Genomic DNA, 19371 nt, shown 5'->3' on the forward strand with positions numbered 1-19371 from the left:
CGCTGTTTCCTTTTCCTAGGCTTCTGCAGCCGCGCGGCCCAGGCCGGCGCTGAGGTTCTTGGTAAGTTGCCCGACGGCGTCAACCCCGCCGTCGCGCAGTGCCGCCACCAACGCGGTACCGACGATCACACCGTCCGCGTAGGCGGCGATCTCGCGTACGTGGTCCGGGTTGGAGACTCCGAGACCAACGCAGACCCGCTCGGCTCCGGCCGCGTGGGCCCGGGCCACCACGTCCTCGGCACTGCTGCTGACCGAGGTGCGCGTTCCGGTGACACCCATGATCGAGACAGCGTAGACGAAGCCGCGGCTTGCCTTGACAGTCATGTCCAGGCGTTCGGGCGTGGATGAAGGTGCCACAAGGAACACCCGGTCGAGGCCGTACTTGTCGGAGGCTTCAAACCACTCATGGGCCTCGTCCGGGACGAGGTCCGGCGTGATAAGCCCCGCTCCCCCGGCTTCCGCCAGGCGACGTGAGAATTCATCTACGCCCATGCGCATGACGGGGTTCCAGTACGTCATCACCAGGACGGCCGCATCGGTGGCAGCGGTGATGCCGGCCACGACGTCGAAGACGTTGGCAACACGGAATCCGTTGGAAATCGCCTCGGTCGTGGCGGCCTGGATGACCGGGCCGTCCATCACGGGATCAGAGTAAGGGATGCCGATTTCGATCAGGTCGGCGCCGTTGCGGGCCAGGGCGATGCCGGCCTCGATGCTTTCCTGCACTGTCGGGTAACCCGCCGGGAGGTAGCCTACCAAGGCCGCACGGCCCTCAGCTTTGGCGCGGTCAATGGCTTCAGCCGATTTGCTGGCGAATTGTTCAGTCATTACTTCTGGTCCTCGTTTCCGTCCGCATCAGCTTCGGCGGCGCGTTCGCTGGGCCCCTTTGGCTTACGTGTGGACAGGGTGGTGCCCTTGACGTGCCCTTCCTCGTCCAACATGTTGAACCAGGCAGCGGCAGTCTCCACGTCCTTGTCACCACGGCCGGAAAGGTTGACGATCACGGTCACCTCGGACGGGTTGTCCTTGCCCTCGGTGAGCCGGTGGCCAATCTTGATGGCGCCAGCCAAGGCATGCGAGGACTCAATGGCAGGGATAATGCCTTCGGTCCGGCACAGAAGGCTGAACGCGTCCATGGCTTCGGTGTCGGTGATGGCTTCGTAGGTAACGCGCCCGATGTCAGCAAGGTAAGAGTGCTCCGGACCCACGCTGGGGTAGTCCAGGCCCGCCGAGATGGAGTGGGACTCGATGGTCTGGCCGTCCTCGTCCTGCATGAGGTAGGACCGGGCGCCGTGCAGCACGCCGGGACGTCCCAAGGAGATGGCAGCCGCGTGACGGCCGGTTTCGACACCTTCTCCGCCTGCTTCAAAGCCATAGATCTTCACGGATGAGTCATCCAGGAAAGCGTGGAACAAGCCGATCGCGTTGGAGCCGCCACCGATACAGGCAGCAATGGCGTCCGGCAGCTTGCCGGTCTGCTCAAGGATCTGGCTGCGGGCCTCTTCACCGATGACTTCATGGAAGTAGCGGACCATGGCAGGGAACGGGTGCGCACCTGCAGCGGTACCCAGCAAGTAGTGGGTGTGTTCCACGTTCGAAACCCAGTCGCGGAGGGCGTCGTTGATGGCGTCCTTCAGCGTCTGGGATCCGTTGGTCACGGGCACCACAGTGGCACCGAGCAACTGCATGCGGGCCACATTGAGCGCCTGGCGGCGGCAGTCCTCAGCCCCCATGTACACAACGCATTCAAGTCCCAGCAGGGCCGCGGCCGTGGCGCTGGCCACGCCGTGCTGTCCGGCACCCGTCTCTGCGATGACACGGGTCTTGCCCATGCGCTTGGCAAGCAGGGCCTGGCCCAGGACGTTGTTGATCTTGTGGGAGCCCGTGTGGTTGAGGTCCTCGCGCTTCAGGAAGATCCGCGCGCCGCCTGCATGCTCGGAGAAGCGCTTGGCTTCGGTCAGCAGCGACGGTCGGCCGGAGTAGTTCTTGTTGAGGTCCTTCAGCTCCGCGATGAAGTCGGGATCAGCCTTGGCCTTCTCAAAGGTGTCCTGGACTTCGTCGAGGGCGGCGATGAGAGACTCGGGCATCCAGCGTCCGCCGTAGCTGCCAAAGTAGGGCCCCGATGCGTTGCGCAGCGAAGGGCCACCTTGCAGGAATGCGTCAGCCACATTCTCTTCTGAGCCGGCTGTTGGCGCGTCGACCATCAGTCTCACCGTCCTGTTCCAGTTAGTTCATTGGGTAGTTCTACTTGCCACAAGGCAGCCGCAGGCACATGCCCGGGCTGCCCTATGACTGTTCGCCGTGATTCAGTAACTGCCTCAGTTCCTGACGGCGATGGCGGCAGCTCCCGCTGCCTTGAATTCAGCAATGCGTTCGCGCGGCGTGGAGTCGCTGACCAGCGCCTCCCCCACCAGGATGGCGTTGGCGCCACCCGCTGCGTAGTGCGATACGTCATCGGCGCCCCTGACACCTGACTCGGCGACAATGACGGACTCAGCCGGAATCAAACCGGCCAGCGATCCGAAAACCGAGCGGTCGACGTCGAGCGTCTTGAGGTTGCGGACGTTGATGCCAATAATCCTGGCCTGTGCCGCAACAGCACGCTCAATTTCTTCCTCGGTGTGCGTTTCCACGAGCACGTTCATGCCAAGTTCGTGGCTCAACGCGCTGAACTCTGCGAGTTCGGAGTCGGACAGAGCTGCAACGATGAGCAGGATGAGGTCGGCGCCGTGGGCACGGGCTTCCCAAATCTGGTACTCGTCAACGGTAAAGTCCTTACGCAGCAAGGGTGTTCCGACGGCGGCACGCACGGAATCGAGGTCGGCCAGCGAACCGCCGAAGCGGCGCTGTTCGGTCAGGACGCTGATAACGGAAGCTCCGCCGTCGGCATACTGGACCGCGAGGGACGCAGGATCCGCGATGGGCGCAAGATCACCTTTTGAAGGGCTGCGGCGCTTGATTTCAGCGATGACTTTGAGGTCGTTGCGAACAGATGAGGTACCGCCGAGGGCGGCCCACGCGTCACGTGCCGGAGCTGCGTCGGCAGCACGTTCCTTCAGCTCCACAAGGGATACGTGACGGCGACGGCCGTCCATGTCCTCCTTGACGCCAACAATGATGTCATCAAGAACGGTCACGGTTAGTGGCCGTTGTTCTGCAGCTTGCTGCCACCAACTCCATAGCCCGCGCGGCGCATTACCAGGCCCACGATGAGGCCAATGACCATGACGACCAGGCCGCCGACGAAGATCGGGGTGCTGGCAATCACGAAAGCGATGGAGGAAATCAGGGCGCCAACGAGCATCACAATCACGCAGGTCCAGGCAGCCGGGCTATTACCGTGGCCGATGGCGTCAGCGTGGCTCGCCATCTTGGATTCAGCTTGGTGTGCGGACACTGTGGTTTTGCTCATGTGAAATCTCCTCAGGATGAATACTGCTTACATTCTGCCATTTATTGACGGCGGCCGGGACATTGTCCGACGCCATGACGCGCTACGTGGGATCTTCACCCCGCGAGAGGCTGTCCCAGCTGTCGATCTCGTCCACCGGCCCGTTACCGCCTTGCTGACCTCCGGTACGGGTGTCGTACTTGGTCCGCGACTTCCAGTGGCGCCCGGCAACGGGCAGCACTACAGCGCAGACCGCCAGGAGCGCGCCCGCCACGACAGCCAGGATGGGGAATGCCGTGGTGGTGACACTGGCCTGCCCGCCGGAGATGCCTGTTGCTGCAGCGATGGAACCCTGCGCCGCACCGAGCGGATCCACCGCCACCGTAATGGCGGCCAGGATGATGCCCACTGCGGACAGCCCGATGATGGCGGCAATGACCAGTCGCGCGATCTTCCCGGCGATGGAAGCAGCCAAGCCGCCCGCCAGGGCCACCAGGGCCAATGCCGTCACGGCAGTAGCAGCTTTGTTTCCTGGGACGTAGAGGTTGCTGTTGGATGCTCCGTTAGGGTCCAGCTGGACCTCGACCCAGGTCTGGGTGGTGGCCCCAAAGACCAGGAGGGCGAGCACCGTCATGGCCAGGACCAGGGTTGCCTTTCGGGCCCAACGGGGTGTCGTCGTGCTCATGGTGCGGTCGTCCCGCCGTCGGCCTTGTCAGTGTCGAGCACCGCGTCACCGGAGATGTTGTGCAGCGAGCCGGCTGTGTGGACGGCCCGCAGGGGTGCTGCTGCCTTGTTCACTGTTTCCAGCGCTTCTGAGGGTTTGTGCGAATCCGCCACGATCCCGCCGCCCGCCTGCACATAGGCGCGTCCTTCGCGCAGCAGGGCGGAACGGATGGCGATGGCCATGTCCATGTCACCGGCAAAGTCCAGGTAGCCTACAACGCCACCGTAGATTCCGCGCCGGTGTGGTTCGAGCTCGTCCAACAGGCGCAAAGCCCGCGGCTTGGGCGCGCCGGACAGCGTACCGGCAGGGAAAGTGGCTTTGAGGACGTCGTACGCCTTGGCGTGCGGAGCGAGCTCGCCCACCACCGTGGACACCAGGTGCATGATGTGGCTGAACCGCTCCACTTCCATGAACTGCGTGACGTCCACGGTGCCTGCAACGCACACCTTCGAGAGGTCGTTCCGTGAAAGGTCAACCAGCATCAGGTGCTCGGAGCGTTCCTTCTCGTCGGCCAACAGTTCAGCAGCCAGGGCCTTGTCGGCCTCAACTGTCTTGCCACGGGGGCGTGAGCCGGCGATCGGGTGGGTGATGACTTCCTCACCGGTTACCGTCACCAGGGCCTCGGGCGAAGAACCCACAATCGAGTACTCGCGGCCGTCGGCATCCTCCAGGCTGAAGAGGTACATGTACGGGCTGGGGTTGGTATTGCGCAAGACCCGGTAGACGTCCAGGGGGTCGGCCGCGCACTCCATTTCGAAGCGCCGCGAGATCACCACCTGGAAAACTTCACCGTCAACGATCGCTTCCTTGCCGCGATCAATCGCTTCAAGGTACCGGGCTTCGTCCCACCGCTCCTGCACGCTCGAGCCGAAGTCCAAGGCTGCTTTTTCCAGCACGGAAACGGGCTGGGCCACCGGAGTGCTGATCTGGTCAAGCAGCCCCTTCACCCGCGCTACGGCGTCGTGCCAGGCGTCGTCCACGCGCTCGGAGCTATCGTCAAAGTTGATGGCGTTGGCAATGAGGAGGACTGTTCCGTCCACGTTGTCGTGGACTGCCATGTCGGTAACGAGGTTCAGTGCCATCTCAGGCAGCTGCAGGTCGTCCTCCGGCGGGGACGTCAGCCGCTCCCAGTGGCGCACGGCCTCCCAGCCCAGAAAACCAACCAGGCCGGACGTGAAGGGAGGCAAGCCGTCAAAACGGTCCGTCTGGAGCGCAGCGATGGTGTCCCGGACGGCTTCAACCGGGTTACCGGTGACCGGCACGCCGACGGGTGGTTCGCCGATCCAGTGGGCCTGGCCATCCTTGGTGGTCAGCGTGGCCCGGGACTTGGACCCAATAAAAGAGTAACGGGACCATGCCCCGCCTACTGCTGCCGATTCCAAAAGGAATGTTCCGGGCTGCCCCTTGGCAAGCTTCCGGTACAAACCAATGGGGGTCTCGGCGTCGGCCAGGACCTTGAGTCGGACGGGTATGACACGGCTGTGGACGGCGAGTTCGCGGAACTCTTCCAGGCCCGGGCTGATGATTCCAAGGTCCTGCATGGCTATTTTCTCCGCCTTTTGGTCTGAGGTGGTGCGTCAGTGGAAAGTGGTGGATGCCTTAGTCGCGGTGGCCCGTAACGACGCTGAAGTCGCGGCCGTCGAAGCACGTCCGGGTACCGGTGTGGCAGGCTGCGCCGATCTGGTCCACGCGGATCAGGAGGGCATCGCCGTCGCAGTCAAGGGCGACTGACTTCACGAACTGAACGTGTCCGGAAGTGTCGCCCTTGCGCCAGTACTCCTGCCGGGAACGGGAGTAGAAGGTGACGCGTCCGGAGGTCATGGTGCGGTGCAGCGCTTCGTCATCCATCCAACCGAGCATGAGGACCTCGTGGGTGTCGTACTGCTGGATGATGGCGGCTACCAGGCCAGCTGTATCGCGCTTGAGGGCGCTTGCTATCTCCTGGGGCAAGGGGCCCGTGGGGTCGCTGGAAAGCTCCGCGGCGGGAGAGGGGCTGGGGGCGGACTGCTCTGACATCAGATCAAGTCTAGTGCCTTTGGCGGGACCCGGATTCTGCGGCGGTTCCACTGCGCAAGAGAGCCCTGATCGTGCTAGTTTCACAAGTGATGCATTTCGTCGATCCTTCCCGAGAAGTACTGGCCGAGACCCTGCTTGCGGCCGGCCCCGACTCCCCCACGCTCTGCGAAGGGTGGCAGACACGGGATCTCGCTGCGCATTTGTATTTGCGCGAGCGGAAGATCGCCGTAGGACTGGGGCTGTTGATCCCCAGTCTTGGCAAGGCCTCTGAGAAGGCGACGTCCACTTTGGCCGCCAAGCTGAAGGACTCCGACGCGTACGCGGAACTTGTGAAGACGTTTCGGGCGGGTCCGCCGGCCCTCTCCCCTTTGAGGATCAAGGCGCTGGATGAGACGTCAAACCTCATCGAATACTTCGTCCACACTGAGGACATCCGCCGCGCCGGTGACCGCTGGGCTCCCCGCGCACTCGACGAAGCCTACTCTGACGCGCTTTGGGATGAGCTGATCAAACGCGCCGCCTTCCTTTATCGCGGCGTGGACCTTGGAATCGTCCTGGTCCGGCCCACCGGACCCCGACACGTGGCCAAGCGCGCGCCTGTTTCCGTTGCCATTGTTGGCGACCCCGGCGAACTCCTCATGCACGCCCACGGACGCACCAGCCAGGCCCTGGTCACCTACGAGGGCCAGCCGGACGCCGTCGCGCTTTTGCAGTCAGCGGACATCGGCCTTTAAGCAACAACGCGGGGTCACTTCCGGCCCATCCTCAAGGGGATCATGGGCCGGAAGTGACCCCGCGTTCGTGTCTGGAGAAGCTAGCGGACCTCGAAACCGGCCTCGCGGATGGCGGCTTTCACCTGGGCAATCATGTCGTCCGGGCCGAAGTGGAAGACCGAAGCCGCCAGGACAGCGTCCGCGCCTGCTGCCACAGCAGGCGGGAAGTGTGCGGGTTTTCCCGCGCCGCCGGAAGCGATGATCGGAATGTTCACCGCTGAGCGGACCAAGCGGATCAGTTCGAGATCGAATCCGTCCTTGGTTCCGTCAGCATCGATGGAGTTGAGCAGGATCTCCCCTACACCCCGGTCGGCCGCTTCCTTTGCCCAGGCAATCGCGTCGATGCCGGTCCCCGTGCGGCCACCGTGGGTGGTGACTTCAAAACCGGACGACGTCGGGACGTCGCCTTCCCGGGTCCGGCGGGCGTCCACGGAGAGCACCAGGACCTGCGAACCGAAGTGTCGGGTGATCTCATCGATGACGTCGGGCCGCGCAACGGCAGCGGTGTTGATGGAGGCTTTATCCGCACCAAAGCGCAGGAGCTTGTCCACCTCCGCAACGCCACGGACGCCGCCGCCCACGGTGAGGGGAATGAAGACTTCCTCGGCGGTCCGGCGGACCACATCGAAGGTGGTCTCGCGGTTGCCCGATGAGGCCGTGACGTCGAGGAACGTGAGTTCGTCTGCCCCGCCATTGTCATAGCGGTGTGCCAGTTCCACGGGATCACCGGCATCCCGGAGGCCTTCGAAGTTGACGCCCTTCACGACGCGACCGGCGTCGACGTCCAGGCAGGGAATGACGCGTACGGCTACAGCCATGTGCTGCTCCTCAATTCTGCTGGGTCTGCTCGATGAATGCGGTGATCAGATCCGGCAGGCGTGGATGCTGCTGACCAGGATGGCTCGGGCCCCGAGGTCGTAGAGCTCGTCCATGATGCGGTTGGTTTCCTTCTTGGGAACCATGGACCGCACCGCAACCCACTCGGAGTCACGCAACGGCGAAACCGTGGGCGATTCCAGCCCCGGGGTCAGCGCGGCAGCGTCTTCCACCAGGTCCTTGCGGATGTCGTAGTCCATCAGCACGTACTGGCGTGCCACGAGGACACCCTGCAGGCGACGGATCAGGATGTCGATTTCCTTGGCGGTCCCGTTGGCGGCACCACCCGAACCGGAGCGGCGGATCAGGACGGCTTCGGACTTCAGGATAGGGTCCCCGAAGATTTCCATGCCGGCCGCTTTGAGGGTGTTTCCCGTTTCAACGACGTCCGCAATGGCGTCAGCGACGCCGAGGCGCACCGACGATTCCACGGCACCATCGAGGCGGACAACCGTGGCGTTTACGCCGCGCTCGGCAAGGTAGTCACGCAAGAGGCCGTCGTAGCTGGTGGCCAGGCGTTTGCCTTCAAGCTGTTCGACGCCGGTGAAGTCACCGACGGGGCCGGCGAACCGGAAAGTGGACGGCGCAAAGCCCAGGGGAAGCAATTCTTCGGCTTCGACCTTGGCGTCGAGCAGGAGGTCCCGGCCGGTGATGCCAACGTCCAAGGTTCCCTGGCCGACGTAAACAGCGATGTCGCGGGGACGGAGGAAGAAGAACTCGATGTCGTTGTCGGGGTCCACCATGACCAGCTCGCGGGAGTCGCGGCGCTGGCGGTAACCGGCCTCGGACAGCATCGCCGAGGCGGCTTCGGACAGGGATCCCTTGTTGGGGACTGCTACACGGAGCATTGGGGAGACTTTCTTTTTGGAATGGAGGTTTCAGGCACATCGGCCACGCAGCTGACTCCGCGACAGGGTCGCGGAGGGGCGTGGCTAGAGATGCTTGTAAACGTCTTCCAGGCTGAGGCCCTTGGCGAGCATGAGGACCTGCAGGTGGTACAGCAACTGGGAGATTTCCTCAGCGGCGGCTTCGTCCGATTCGTACTCCGCGGCCATCCACACTTCGGCGGCCTCTTCGACCACTTTCTTGCCGATTCCGTGGATTCCGGAGTCCAGTTCGGCAACCGTGCGCGAACCTGCGGGGCGGGTCGCTGCTTTCTCACTCAGTTCTGCGAACAGCGTCTCGAAATTCTTCACGCCCTCCAGACTACTTGCTCTGAGGCGGCCACCGCTTGTTGGGGCGTTGCATGACGAAGGGGATGTGAGTGAAGACACACCCACATCCCCTTCAGTCGGCTGTTCTAGCTGTACTGCTTCAGCGTCACTGCCGTTGCGAGGGCAGCAGTTACTGCCTCGTGTCCCTTGTCCTCCTGCGAACCCGGCAGGCCGGCCCGGTCCAGGCCCTGCTGCTCGGTGTCACAGGTGAGGACGCCAAAGCCCACAGGCACGCCGGTGCGGACGCTGACGTCGGTGAGTCCCGACGTCGCTGCCTGGCAGACGTAGTCGAAGTGCGGGGTTCCGCCGCGGATGACCACACCGAGCGCCACGACAGCGTCAAAGTGCGGAGCGAGCCTGGCCGCTGCGACGGGAAGCTCGAAACTGCCCGGGACGCGCACCAGGGTCGGCTCTGCGATGCCGGCTTCCTTGGCGGCGCGGAGTGCACCGTCCACCAGGCCGTCCATGATCTGGGTGTGCCAGCTGGCCGCGACAATGGCGAGCCTGAGCTGCGAGGTTTCCTCGGGGTTGAGGGTGGTGAGGTCGATAGTGGGCGCGCCGTGTCCGCTCATGGTGTTCCGTGGATCCGTTCAGTCGTGGTTCTTGTCAATGGGGCGTGCTGCCGGGGATTTGCCGTTGCTGACGGGCTCTACATCAAGGGCCAGCAGGTGGTCCATCCGGTCTTTCTTGGTCTGCAGGTACCGCAGGTTCTGTTCGCGGGATGGAACCTCGGTGGGAACCATCTCCACAACTGACACTCCGGCCTGGGCAAGGCGGTTTTGCTTGTCGGGGTTGTTGCTCAGCAAGCGGACCTCGTGCAGGCCCATCTCGGCCAGGATCTGGCCTGCCGCACTGTAGGAGCGTGCATCCACCGGGAGGCCGAGCTGCTCGTTGGCCTCGACGGTATCGAAACCGGCTTCCTGAAGGGCATAGGCCTTGATCTTGTTGGCCAGCCCAATCCCGCGGCCTTCCTGCCCGCGCAGGTACAGCAGGGTTCCGCCCTCGGCGTGGATAAGCTCCAAAGCGAAGGCGAGTTGCTCACCGCAGTCGCAACGGTAGGATCCGAACACGTCTCCGGTGAGGCACTCGGAATGAAGGCGCACCAGGGGCGCCTTGCCGCCCTTGGGCGGGTTCGGTGAGCTCACGGCCAGGTGTTCATGACCCGTCTCATGATCGGTCCAGGCCTGGGCGATGAACTCGCCGAAAGCCGTAGGCAGCTGCACGATTGGCCCGCCGCTTACAGAAGGCGGAACGGGGTCCGTGTGGTCGCTGCTGCGTGTTGTCGATGCGGTCATCGCTTCTCCTCGTCTGCCTGTGAATGATGTGCCGTGCCGGACTCTGCCTTCCCAACATATGACACCAGGTCCTCAATGGAGATGAGGGGGCATCCATGTTCGGAGGCGAAGTCGCGCAAGCTGTCCAAGCGCATCATTTCACCGTCGTCATGTACCAACTCTGCGATCACACCCACCGGGGCAAGCCCGGCGAGACGACATAAGTCCACGGCAGCTTCCGTATGTCCCGGACGTTCACGCACTCCTCCCTTAACGGCCCGCAGCGGGAAAATATGCCCGGGCCGGGTGATGGAGGCCGGGGAACTGCCCGGGTCAGCCAGGATCCTGGCGGTAAGGGCGCGGTCGGTCGCCGAAATGCCCGTGCTGACACCGATGGCGGCGTCACACGAAACGGTGTAGGCGGTGCCTTTGGCGTCTTCGTTGAATTCCACCATGGGCGGCAGGATCAAGGCATCAGCCCGTTCGCCTTCCAAGGGGACGCAAATGACGCCCGACGAATACCTGATGGTCCAGCCCATCAGCGCTGGCGTGGCGTGTTGGGCAGCGAAGATGATGTCGCCCTCGTTCTCGCGGTCTTCGTTGTCCACCACAATGACCGCCTTGCCTGCGGCCATGGCAGCGACAGCGGCCTCCACCGGGTCGAGGCCGGTACGACGGTTCGCCGGGGTTTCGGAGTGCGTGGGGACGCTCATCGCGCACTCCCCTGCTGGGGCGCGAAAGACAACAGGCGTTCGGTGTACTTGGCGAGCACGTCCACTTCCAGGTTGACGCGGCCACCCACGGGCTTGGCCCCCAGTCCGGTCTCCTCCAACGTGGTGGGGATGAGTCCCACCTCGAACCATGGCGCGGTCTCTGCCGCCGCGCTGACGGCGGTCACCGTCAGTGAAACACCGTCGACGGCGATCGACCCCTTCTCGGCGATGTACCGTGCCAGCGGGGCGGGTACACCGAAGCGGAGGCGGTCCCAGTTGCCCAGTGCTTCACGTTCGACGAGCTCGCCCACCCCATCGACGTGGCCTTGCACCACATGGCCGTCGAGGCGGCCGCCGGCGGGAACGCAGCGTTCCAGGTTGACCGTGTCCCCCGGTGCCAGCTCGCCAATGGTGGTGCGGACGAGGGTCTCGCCCATGACGTCGACGCTGAAATCCTGGCCGTCGATCCGGGTGGCGGTCAGGCACACCCCGTTGACGGCAATGGAACCGCCCAAGGCGAGGCCGTCGGTGGTGGTGGGTGCCTTCAAGCGAAGGGTCGCGCTGGCATCGCCTTCATGCTCAACGCCCAGCACAGTGCCTTGTTCGGCAACGATTCCGGTAAACATCAGTGTCCTCCTGTGACATATTCCGCAGCTTCCCTGCGCGGAACTGAATTCTTGGTGTTGACGGCCCGGGTGGGCCGCAGGTGAAGGCGAAGATCATTGCCCAGGGTTCGGACGGCTCCGCCGCCGGCGTCGTCCCACGACCACTGCTGGGCGTCGGCCAAGGTAGTGATCCCCAGGTCATTCAGCGCGGCCGTTCCGGAACCCAGCAGTGTCGGCGCAAGGTAGATGATCAGTTCATCCACCAGGCCGGCGGCCAGGAAGGTGCTGAGGATGCTCGAGCCACCCTCCACCATCACGTGCCGGGCGCCTTCAGCGAAGAGCCGGTCAAGGGCCTCGGCTGGATCCCTGGTGGGCAAGTGGACGAATCGTCCGTCGCTTCCCCGTACTGCGGCGTCCTCGGGAACGTCCCTCAGTCCCATGACTGCCCGCAAAGGCTGGTGCTGCGACAACTCCCCGTCCGGTGCGCGCGCCGTGAGCCGCGGGTTATCAATCAGCACCGTTCCGGTGCCCACCAGGATCGCGTCAATCAACTCCCGGAGGCCGTGGTTGTCTGCCAGTGATTCGGGGCTGGAGATCCATTGGCTGGTGCCGTCCACGGCGGCGATCCGGCTGTCCAGGGTCTGCGCAATATGCAAGGTAACGAAGGGACGCTTGGCGGCAACGGCGTCGAACCATTCGCGGTTCAGGTCCCGTGCCCGCTCGGCCGCCAGACCTGAGTGGACCTCAACTCCGGCGGCGCGTAACGTCCGGGCGCCGCCCGCGGCGGGGTCGTGGGGATCGTCGACGGCGTAAATCACCTTGGCGATTCCGGCGGCGATGATGGCCTGTGCGCAGGGGCCGGTGCGGCCTTCGTGGTTGCACGGCTCGAGGGTCACCACCATGGTGGTCCCGGCCGTGTCGATGCCCTGCCGGCGGGCTTCGGAGATGGCGTCGGCTTCGGCATGTGCCGTCCCGGCGCCACGATGGTAGCCGGTAGCCAGGTGCTCGCCTTCCGGGCTGAGGATCACTGCACCCACCAGCGGGTTCGCTCCCCTTGGGCCGCGAAGCGCGGCGGCCAGTGCGGCTTCCATGGCCTGCTGCGCGGCGGCGTTTTTGAGCATGTCCAGGTGGTTCATCGGGCCGCTCCCACCCGGGCAGCCCCGGGTTGAAGGAGTGTCTGTTCGCGCTTCTCGGCACGCCACCACACGAAGAATCCGGTGAGGGTGAAGAATCCGTAGACAAGGTACATGACCGCGCTGGCGTAGTAACCGGCACTGAACAGGAGCGGTACGCCCACGATGTCCACGGCCACCCATATGAGCCAGAATTCGGTCCACCCCTTGGCCATGCCGTAGGTAGCCAGCAGCGAGCCCATGAAGGTCCACGCGTCGGCCCACACCGGCGGGTAGGAACCCAGGGAATCGAACAGCGGTGTCAGGGCCGCGGTTCCGGCGATCATCGCGGCCACCAGAGAGAGGCGGACCTTGTTGCTGGCCCACCCGGGAACTACGGCACGCCCCATGCTGCTGGACTGCCGACCCTGCCTCCACCACTGCCAGCCGTAGATGGCCACGGCAATGAACATGATTTGACGCCCCGCCTGTCCCCACAAGGTCGCGGGCGCAGCGGCACCAAAGACATTGCCCAGGAAGACCGTCAGTAAAAGAAGGTTGCCGATAATGCCGATCGGCCAGGCCCAGACTTTCCGGCGCATTCCGCCGAGGGCGCTGAGCAACCCAAAGATGTTTCCAAGCACTTCGCGTAAGACAAGAGCAGATCCTCCAACGGGGATCTGAGCTTCGAAGAGCCATCGCAGTAAGTCCATGCCGTTCCTTCCCAGTAAGCCGCGATGACTCCGGGGGTGTACGACAGCGCAATGCCGGGCGTTCACTGATGGAACGCCCAAGGCATGACTGTACGTGCTTCTCCCATCCAGACTTTAACTGTCGGTATCGGAATTTCACCGATTCAACCGTTCGCCTCCAAGGCCCAACAATCTGGGCCGTGACGGCTTGCGGGTCGCGGACTATAACCGCCGGTTCGGACTTACACCGACCCCGGAGCACGTATGTGTGTTGTTATTCTGCCACAACTACAAAGAATCCCAGGCTATTCCCAGCCATCTTCGTAACATCCGTGACAGGTGTCAGAAGCTCACTGCAGCGGCCTGGCTGGCAGCCCGGAGACGGTCGATGGCTTCCGCCGGATCCTGGTGTCCGTAGACGGCGGATCCCGCCACGAAGACGTTCGCGCCGGCTTCAGCCGCGCGGACGATGGTCTCTTCGGTGATTCCGCCATCCACCTGGATGGCCACGCCAATGCCCGATCCCTCAATCGCCGCCCGGGCGCGCCGGATCTTGGGCAACGTGATGTCGAGGAACGACTGACCCCCAAATCCCGGCTCCACGGTCATGATCAACAGCATGTCCAGCTCACTGAGCATGTCCAGATAAGGCTCCACCGGGGTGGCCGGGCGCAACGCCATCCCCGCCTTCGCCCCACGGGCGCGCAGCTCGCGCGCCAGCTTGACCGGTGCCATCGCCGCTTCTGCGTGGAAAGTCACTGAGGCGACGCCTGCATCAGCGTAGGCAGGGGCCCAGCGGTCGGCGTCGGAGATCATGAGGTGGGCATCCAGCGGAACCGGGCTGACTGCCTGGATCCTCTCAACCACGGGCAAACCCAGAGTCAGGTTGGGCACGAAATGGTTGTCCATGACGTCGACATGAACGGCGTCGGCGTTGCTGATGCGCTTCAGCTCCGACTCAAGGTTGACGAAGTCCGCGGACAGGATGCTCGGGTTGATACAGCACTGGGACAAGGCAGGCCCTTCGGGTAGATGGTGAACGGGCTGCCGCAACGGACACATCGTCCGTTGCGGCTGCATGTATGTGACTAGGCTTTCTTGCGGATAACCGCCATGAACATCGCATCTGTCTGGTGGATATGCGGCCACAGTTGGGCCGTCTGCTCGTGGCCGGCACCGAGGCTGCCGGTGAGGCTGACATGGTCGAGTGCCAGTCCGGCGTCGAGCAGTTCAAGATCCTCACGCTTGCCCAGCACGTCGCCCACAACAGCGGTTGTTTCCGCCGGGTGCGGCGAGCATGTCACATAAGCCACCACACCGCCGGGCCTGACCGCGTCAATTGCCGACTTTAAGAGGTCGCGCTGCAGTGGGCCGAGGTCGCCGATGTCCTTCGGTGAGCGGCGCCAGCGCGATTCCGGCCGCCGTCGCAGAGCTCCCAATCCGCTGCAGGGGACGTCCACCAGTACACGGTCGAAGGCCTCGGGCTGCTCCGTACCAACCTCCCGCCCATCGCCGGTCCGCACAGTCCAGCTCTCAGCGGGGACAGCTGATAGCGCTTGTTGGACAAGCTTCGCGCGGTGCGGTGCGGGTTCATTAGCCAGAAGGGTAGCCCCGTCACGATGGGCCAAGGCGGCAAGCAGCGCAGCTTTGCCTCCGGGTCCGGCACACAAGTCCAGCCACCGTTCACCGTCCTGCGAAGCACCGTCGAGGTCTACGCCGGCCAAGGCGCGGGCAACCAACTGCGAGCCGACGTCCTGGACCCGGGTGGTGCCGCGGCGGACAGACTCGAAACGGCCCAGGTCGCCACCGGCTGAGAGGGCGGAGCCTTCCACCAGTTCGCCCGCGGTGGCGCCGTTTTCGAACGCTTCGTTGAGGTCACCCAGGCCGGGCAACGCCACGAGGTTGACCACTGGTGCTGCGTTGTCGGCTTCAAGTAGTGCGTCGATCTCGGACTTCGGGCGCCCGTGGTTCACCAAAGACTGACGCAGTGCCCGCACAATCCATTCCGGGTGTGCGTGGCGCAGGGCCGCGATTTTGGTCTCATCCGTTTCCTGGTCAAGGAGCGTATCCAGCCACTCATCCCATGTATGGGCCGTGACTTTGCGCAACACGGCATTGATAAGTGCGGACGGACCGGCACCGATGACCGCACGGGCCAAACCAACTGTCTGGTCCAGAGCTGCGTGGGCAGGCACCCGCATGGACAACAGTTGGTGCGCGCCAATTCGCAACGCGTCCAGGATGGCCGGATCAAGCTGTTCTAGTGGCCGGTCCACGCAGCGGGCCAGGATGGCGTCATACGTACCCTGGCCGCGCAGCGCGCCGTAGCTCAGCTCTGTGGCGAAACCGGCATCGCGACGATCCAGGCGGTGCTCGCGGATACGGGCCGGGAGGACAAGGTTCGCGTAGGCGTCCTCGGAAGCGACCGCCCGGAGGACTTCGAATGCCACCAGGCGGGCGGGATCAGCGCGGCGCGTGCGCTGCGCAGGAGCACTGGTGGAGAACCCGCGCTGCGGGCCCCTGTTCCGCTCCCTGCCCTGGGCATTGCGCTTACTCCCCTGCCCACCCCGGTTGCCTTGCCCTCCACGGTCGCTTTGTCCGCCACCGTCCCGGCTCCCGCTGTTGTTGGGGCCTCGCCGGCCGGACTCGCTCATTCGAATACCACTCTCTCAGGTGCTGCCAAGCCACGGGCCCAATCGGCCGGCGACATCATTTTCTTACCGGCCGGCTGAATGCGACCAAGCTGGACGGCGTGGGATCCGGTTCCCACCAATACGGATTGGGCTTCCACGCGGATGGTTCCCGGCGCAAGGTCCTTCACATCGGGCCTTGGCAGCACGGGTTCAAGTTTGACCCGCTGGCCGTCCAAGGTGGTCCAGGCCCCCGGTTCCGGTGTGACACCCCTGGCCCTTCGATTCAGGGCAAGGGCGGGCTGGCTCCAGTCCAGACGCCCATCATCCAATGTCAGCTTGGGAGCCAACGACACTTCACCGGTCTGCGGGTGGGCCACGGCCTGCCCGGCTTCAATCGCGGAAAGCGTCTGGCTGAGCAATACGGCACCGCTCACGGAGAGCCGGTCCAAAAGGTCGCCGGCGGTGTCTTCCGGGCGGACGGTTTCAGTGAGCGTCCCGAAGACGGGGCCGGTATCCAGCCCCTCCTCAAGTTGGAATGTCGCCGCCCCGGTGATGTCGTCGCCGGCAATGATGGAACGCTGGACAGGTGCAGCACCGCGCCACGCCGGAAGCAAGGAGAAGTGCAGGTTTATCCAACCGTGGGTGGGTACGCTCAACGCTGCCCGCGGGACGATTCCCCCGTAGGCAACAATCGCGGCCACGTCGGGAGAAAATTCCGCGATGCGGGCTGTTGTTTCTGCCTCTACCTTCGCCGCCTTGATGATGTCCAGTCCCAGTTCCGCGGCACGGGCCGCAACCGGTGATGGAGTCAGGATGCGTTTGCGGCCCACCGGCGCGTCGGGTCGCGTCAGGACCGCCACGACGTCGAACCCGGCTTTGACAAGAGAATCCAAGGACGGGACGGCGACGGCGGGTGTGCCCGCGAAAAGTACCCTCACTCGGAAACCCCAAAGCTGCTGCCACCGAAACTGGAACCAACCGAGTTGGCACGCTTGGACGTGGTTTGCTCCGTGATGGCGTGGTAGTTGGCGTTACGGATGGCCCTGAGGGCCGCTTTCCGGTCTTCGCCCTCCAGCCGGTCGGTGTACAAGATACCGTCCAAGTGATCGGTTTCATGCTGGAAGCACCGGGCCAACATACCTTCGGCTTCCACCGAAACGGGGTTGCCATTCAGGTCCACTCCGGTTGCCCGGGTGGTCCGGTACCGACGAACGGGGAAGCCCAAACCGGGGATGGAGAGGCACCCTTCAACTTCGTCGGGCTGGAAATCCTCGCTGTTTTCCAGGACGGGGTTGATGATGTGGCCCTCCACGCCACCGATGCGGTACGTGAAAACGCGCTGACTAACTCCAACCTGGGGTGCGGCCAGGCCTGCGCCCTCAACGTCTTCCATGGTTTCGGTCATGTCTGCTACCAGCTTGGCGAGCTCCGGACCGAATTCAGTAACGGGATCGGCTACGGTGCGCAACACCGGATCCCCAATGATTCGGATACTCATAATTGCCATGTGCTGTCAGTCCTCACGTTCGTCAAACCCGGCTCCGGGTGATGCGGAGCCTAAGCCAGTTTAGTTGAGGTCACCGTGCCGCTGCTGTTCCCTGCCCTGCTCCGGCCGTCGCGAACACAGGCGGGGCGATGGGCAGCAACGCCTGTCCGGCGGCAGCAACTTCCGCCGACATCTCCCACACCCGGCGCAAAGCGCAGAACTTCCACCAGTGATGCTTGAGGATCTCAGGGTTGGCCCGTTGCGGCCGCACTTCAGTTTCGCCCACTGCGACAGCGAGCAGCATGGGATTGTCACCATACTTCCAGGGCTCCCATTGGCCAGCCACGGGGTCCACCAGGCTTTCTTCGGCCTTCATTCCGGCCGTGAGCTGCATGACCACCTTGTCATCAAGGGCTTTGACAGTCCCATCACGGGTTGTCCCCTTGGTCTTGTAGTCGATGAGGCAAATGCGCCCATTGATACGGGCAACAAGGTCCAAAGTCCCCGCGTAGCCCACGGTCGAGTTCCAGACCGTAATCTCGGGAGCCAGCGGTTCAACCTGGTAGAGATCCCACCACTCGTCAAACCGGGCCGCGAAGGCCTGTTCGCCGTGTGCTGCCAGGTCTTCCCGGCATTCCTCCATGCGGTGCGGCCGCCCCATCGCCCTCAACGCCACCTGCTCGCAGTATGTATGCACCCTGTCACCGCGGGCAGCGGCCTGGTCCCGGTAAAGCTCCGCAGACTTGGATGCTTTGTTGATCGCTTGCCGGATTTTGGCCGGACTTCCGAGTATGGCGGGAAGCTCAGGGTCGGCAGCCAGGCTGCTTGCGCCCATGTAACTGAACCATCCGTCCAAGGTGTGGGCCTGTTGGCCGATCACTGTGGTGATGGATGGCACGGAGAATTGCTCAGTGGTGGAGCGGGCGTACATCCGGCCATAGTCAGTCGCGTGGGCAAGCAGTGGAGCAGTCATATACAGACTGTGTCATAAAGGACCGACATTCTCCGAGGGGAAGAGAATGGCGAGCTGCTCCGACGGCAGTCGCGCCAGCTTTGCGGCCAGGATCGGGGCAGTCAGAGCCAGGTCTCCCAGGCATAGGGAAGACTCTGGATCTGTGTGGGGCTCTTCGGGTAGTTCTTGTATGCGCACGTTGGGGAAGTGCGTCGGGTGCGTATTTCGTGTCGCAGCTGTCCGGACTACAAAGAAACCGAAGACAGCAAGAAACCCCCGGACAATAGTCCAGGGGGTTTCTCTTGGTGGGCGATACTGGGTTCGAACCAGTGACCTCTTCGGTGTGAACGAAGCGCGCTACCACTGCGCCAATCGCCCGGGTGCATAGAAAACACTAACGGACCAGCGCCGGAATGCAAAACGGGTCCGGCAATGGCCGCCGCACCCTAACTACAGCCGTGGAATTACAGCCGTGAAACTCGCCAGGAACCGCGTAGTTGCAGGGATCCGGCCACGTCCAGACCCAAAAGCAAGCGACCGATTTGGAGTTTGCAGGAACCTCCTATAGAGTTTTTACTCGTCGGAAAGCGACGGAATGCCTGAAGGGCTGCCCGCCAAAACGACACTGCGGACGTAGCTCAGCTGGTAGAGCACCACCTTGCCAAGGTGGATGTCGCGAGTTCGAATCTCGTCGTCCGCTCGCAAGGCACTGTCAAGGCAAGAATTCCCCGGAATCCTGCTTACACGGTGGGTTGGCCGAGAGGCGAGGCAGCGGCCTGCAAAGCCGTATACACGGGTTCGAATCCCGTACCCACCTCGGTGAAAACCATGTCTTCCGGCTTTTGTCGGATGCATGGGCGATTGGCGCAGCGGTAGCGCGCTTCCCTGACACGGAAGAGGTCACTGGTTC

General features: G+C 63.7%; 22 protein-coding genes, 4 tRNA genes and 1 riboswitch (1 of these 27 only partly in view). Of the genes, 4 read left to right on the plus strand and 22 right to left on the minus strand.

Going from position 1 to position 19371, the window contains the following annotated elements:
* Positions 1 to 15: 15 nt before the first annotated feature.
* From trpA to hisI, 7 genes are all read right to left on the minus strand, one after another.
* Positions 16 to 828, minus strand: coding sequence for a tryptophan synthase subunit alpha (trpA, locus tag ABHM97_RS15180; RefSeq protein WP_235520539.1), 813 nt, complete (start codon positions 826 to 828; stop codon positions 16 to 18).
* Positions 828 to 2204 (minus strand): tryptophan synthase subunit beta, encoded by a 1377-nt coding sequence (gene trpB / locus ABHM97_RS15185; protein ID WP_235520538.1) that lies wholly within the window; start codon positions 2202 to 2204, stop codon positions 828 to 830. Before trpB ends, trpA begins: the two co-directional genes overlap by 1 nt.
* 114 nt (positions 2205 to 2318) lie before the next feature.
* Positions 2319 to 3137 (minus strand): indole-3-glycerol phosphate synthase TrpC, encoded by an 819-nt coding sequence (trpC, locus tag ABHM97_RS15190; protein WP_235520537.1) that lies wholly within the window; start codon positions 3135 to 3137, stop codon positions 2319 to 2321.
* A 2-nt stretch (positions 3138 to 3139) separates the two neighbouring features.
* Entirely contained in the window at positions 3140 to 3412 is a 273-nt protein-coding gene (locus ABHM97_RS15195) for an HGxxPAAW family protein (RefSeq protein ID WP_211714126.1), read from the minus strand.
* An 82-nt stretch (positions 3413 to 3494) separates the two neighbouring features.
* On the minus strand, positions 3495 to 4076 hold the full coding sequence (locus tag ABHM97_RS15200) for a Trp biosynthesis-associated membrane protein (protein WP_349471363.1): 582 nt from the start codon (positions 4074 to 4076) through the stop codon (positions 3495 to 3497).
* On the minus strand, positions 4073 to 5656 hold the full coding sequence (locus ABHM97_RS15205) for an anthranilate synthase component I (RefSeq protein WP_349471364.1): 1584 nt from the start codon (positions 5654 to 5656) through the stop codon (positions 4073 to 4075). Before ABHM97_RS15205 ends, ABHM97_RS15200 begins: the two co-directional genes overlap by 4 nt.
* Positions 5657 to 5714: 58 nt before the next feature.
* Positions 5715 to 6131 carry a phosphoribosyl-AMP cyclohydrolase gene (gene hisI / locus ABHM97_RS15210; RefSeq protein WP_349471365.1) on the minus strand — a complete coding sequence of 139 codons (417 nt, stop codon included), beginning with the start codon at positions 6129 to 6131 and terminating at the stop codon, positions 5715 to 5717.
* An 89-nt stretch (positions 6132 to 6220) separates the two neighbouring features.
* Between hisI and ABHM97_RS15215 the strand changes: the two genes are divergently transcribed.
* Positions 6221 to 6865, plus strand: coding sequence for a TIGR03085 family metal-binding protein (locus ABHM97_RS15215; RefSeq protein ID WP_235520533.1), 645 nt, complete (start codon positions 6221 to 6223; stop codon positions 6863 to 6865).
* Positions 6866 to 6945: 80 nt separating this feature from the next.
* Here ABHM97_RS15215 and hisF read toward each other — a convergent pair whose 3' ends face one another.
* From hisF to ABHM97_RS15290, 15 genes are all read right to left on the minus strand, one after another.
* A complete protein-coding gene (gene hisF / locus ABHM97_RS15220; RefSeq protein ID WP_349471366.1) occupies positions 6946 to 7722 on the minus strand; it encodes an imidazole glycerol phosphate synthase subunit HisF in 777 nt (258 codons plus the stop codon).
* A gap of 45 nt (positions 7723 to 7767) precedes the next feature.
* On the minus strand, positions 7768 to 8628 hold the full coding sequence (hisG, locus tag ABHM97_RS15225) for an ATP phosphoribosyltransferase (protein WP_235520531.1): 861 nt from the start codon (positions 8626 to 8628) through the stop codon (positions 7768 to 7770).
* A gap of 84 nt (positions 8629 to 8712) precedes the next feature.
* A complete protein-coding gene (locus ABHM97_RS15230; protein WP_018778638.1) occupies positions 8713 to 8976 on the minus strand; it encodes a phosphoribosyl-ATP diphosphatase in 264 nt (87 codons plus the stop codon).
* 104 nt (positions 8977 to 9080) lie between these two features.
* On the minus strand, positions 9081 to 9566 hold the full coding sequence (gene ribH / locus ABHM97_RS15235) for a 6,7-dimethyl-8-ribityllumazine synthase (RefSeq protein ID WP_211714120.1): 486 nt from the start codon (positions 9564 to 9566) through the stop codon (positions 9081 to 9083).
* Positions 9567 to 9584: 18 nt separating this feature from the next.
* Entirely contained in the window at positions 9585 to 10289 is a 705-nt protein-coding gene (gene ribA / locus ABHM97_RS15240; RefSeq protein ID WP_349471367.1) for a GTP cyclohydrolase II, read from the minus strand.
* A complete protein-coding gene (gene ribB, locus ABHM97_RS15245; protein WP_349471368.1) occupies positions 10286 to 10981 on the minus strand; it encodes a 3,4-dihydroxy-2-butanone-4-phosphate synthase in 696 nt (231 codons plus the stop codon). The genes ribA and ribB overlap by 4 nt, the downstream gene beginning before the upstream one ends.
* Positions 10978 to 11607 (minus strand): riboflavin synthase, encoded by a 630-nt coding sequence (locus ABHM97_RS15250; RefSeq protein ID WP_349471369.1) that lies wholly within the window; start codon positions 11605 to 11607, stop codon positions 10978 to 10980. The genes ribB and ABHM97_RS15250 overlap by 4 nt, the downstream gene beginning before the upstream one ends.
* On the minus strand, positions 11607 to 12722 hold the full coding sequence (gene ribD, locus ABHM97_RS15255) for a bifunctional diaminohydroxyphosphoribosylaminopyrimidine deaminase/5-amino-6-(5-phosphoribosylamino)uracil reductase RibD (RefSeq protein WP_349471370.1): 1116 nt from the start codon (positions 12720 to 12722) through the stop codon (positions 11607 to 11609). The genes ABHM97_RS15250 and ribD overlap by 1 nt, the downstream gene beginning before the upstream one ends.
* Positions 12719 to 13411 (minus strand): nicotinamide riboside transporter PnuC, encoded by a 693-nt coding sequence (gene pnuC, locus ABHM97_RS15260; protein ID WP_349471371.1) that lies wholly within the window; start codon positions 13409 to 13411, stop codon positions 12719 to 12721. Before pnuC ends, ribD begins: the two co-directional genes overlap by 4 nt.
* A gap of 90 nt (positions 13412 to 13501) precedes the next feature.
* Positions 13502 to 13656, minus strand: a riboswitch (FMN riboswitch).
* A 76-nt stretch (positions 13657 to 13732) separates the two neighbouring features.
* On the minus strand, positions 13733 to 14404 hold the full coding sequence (gene rpe / locus ABHM97_RS15265; protein ID WP_349471372.1) for a ribulose-phosphate 3-epimerase: 672 nt from the start codon (positions 14402 to 14404) through the stop codon (positions 13733 to 13735).
* Between the two features lie 74 nt (positions 14405 to 14478).
* On the minus strand, positions 14479 to 16044 hold the full coding sequence (locus ABHM97_RS15270; RefSeq protein ID WP_349471373.1) for an RsmB/NOP family class I SAM-dependent RNA methyltransferase: 1566 nt from the start codon (positions 16042 to 16044) through the stop codon (positions 14479 to 14481).
* Positions 16041 to 16961: a methionyl-tRNA formyltransferase gene (fmt, locus tag ABHM97_RS15275; protein ID WP_349471374.1), complete on the minus strand. Its 921-nt coding sequence runs from the start codon at positions 16959 to 16961 to the stop codon at positions 16041 to 16043. Before fmt ends, ABHM97_RS15270 begins: the two co-directional genes overlap by 4 nt.
* The gene (gene def / locus ABHM97_RS15280; RefSeq protein ID WP_235520523.1) at positions 16958 to 17530 is read right to left on the minus strand and encodes a peptide deformylase; all 573 of its coding nucleotides are present in this window, start codon (positions 17528 to 17530) and stop codon (positions 16958 to 16960) included. The genes fmt and def overlap by 4 nt, the downstream gene beginning before the upstream one ends.
* Positions 17531 to 17600: 70 nt before the next feature.
* Complete coding sequence (locus tag ABHM97_RS15285; protein WP_235520522.1) at positions 17601 to 18482, minus strand: cytochrome; 882 nt, start codon at positions 18480 to 18482, stop codon at positions 17601 to 17603.
* 282 nt (positions 18483 to 18764) lie between these two features.
* Positions 18765 to 18839 (minus strand) — tRNA-Val (locus ABHM97_RS15290).
* A 249-nt stretch (positions 18840 to 19088) separates the two neighbouring features.
* On the opposite strand from ABHM97_RS15290, the gene ABHM97_RS15295 reads away from it, so the two are divergent.
* From ABHM97_RS15295 to ABHM97_RS15305, 3 genes are all read left to right on the plus strand, one after another.
* A tRNA-Gly gene (locus tag ABHM97_RS15295) sits at positions 19089 to 19161 on the plus strand.
* A gap of 46 nt (positions 19162 to 19207) precedes the next feature.
* Positions 19208 to 19278 (plus strand) — tRNA-Cys (locus tag ABHM97_RS15300).
* Positions 19279 to 19330: 52 nt separating this feature from the next.
* Positions 19331 to 19371 (plus strand) — tRNA-Gly (locus ABHM97_RS15305); it runs 154 nt beyond the window's last position.

This window comes from Paenarthrobacter sp. CAP02 (genome assembly GCF_040137855.1).
Classification (GTDB): Bacteria; Actinomycetota; Actinomycetes; order Actinomycetales; family Micrococcaceae; genus Arthrobacter.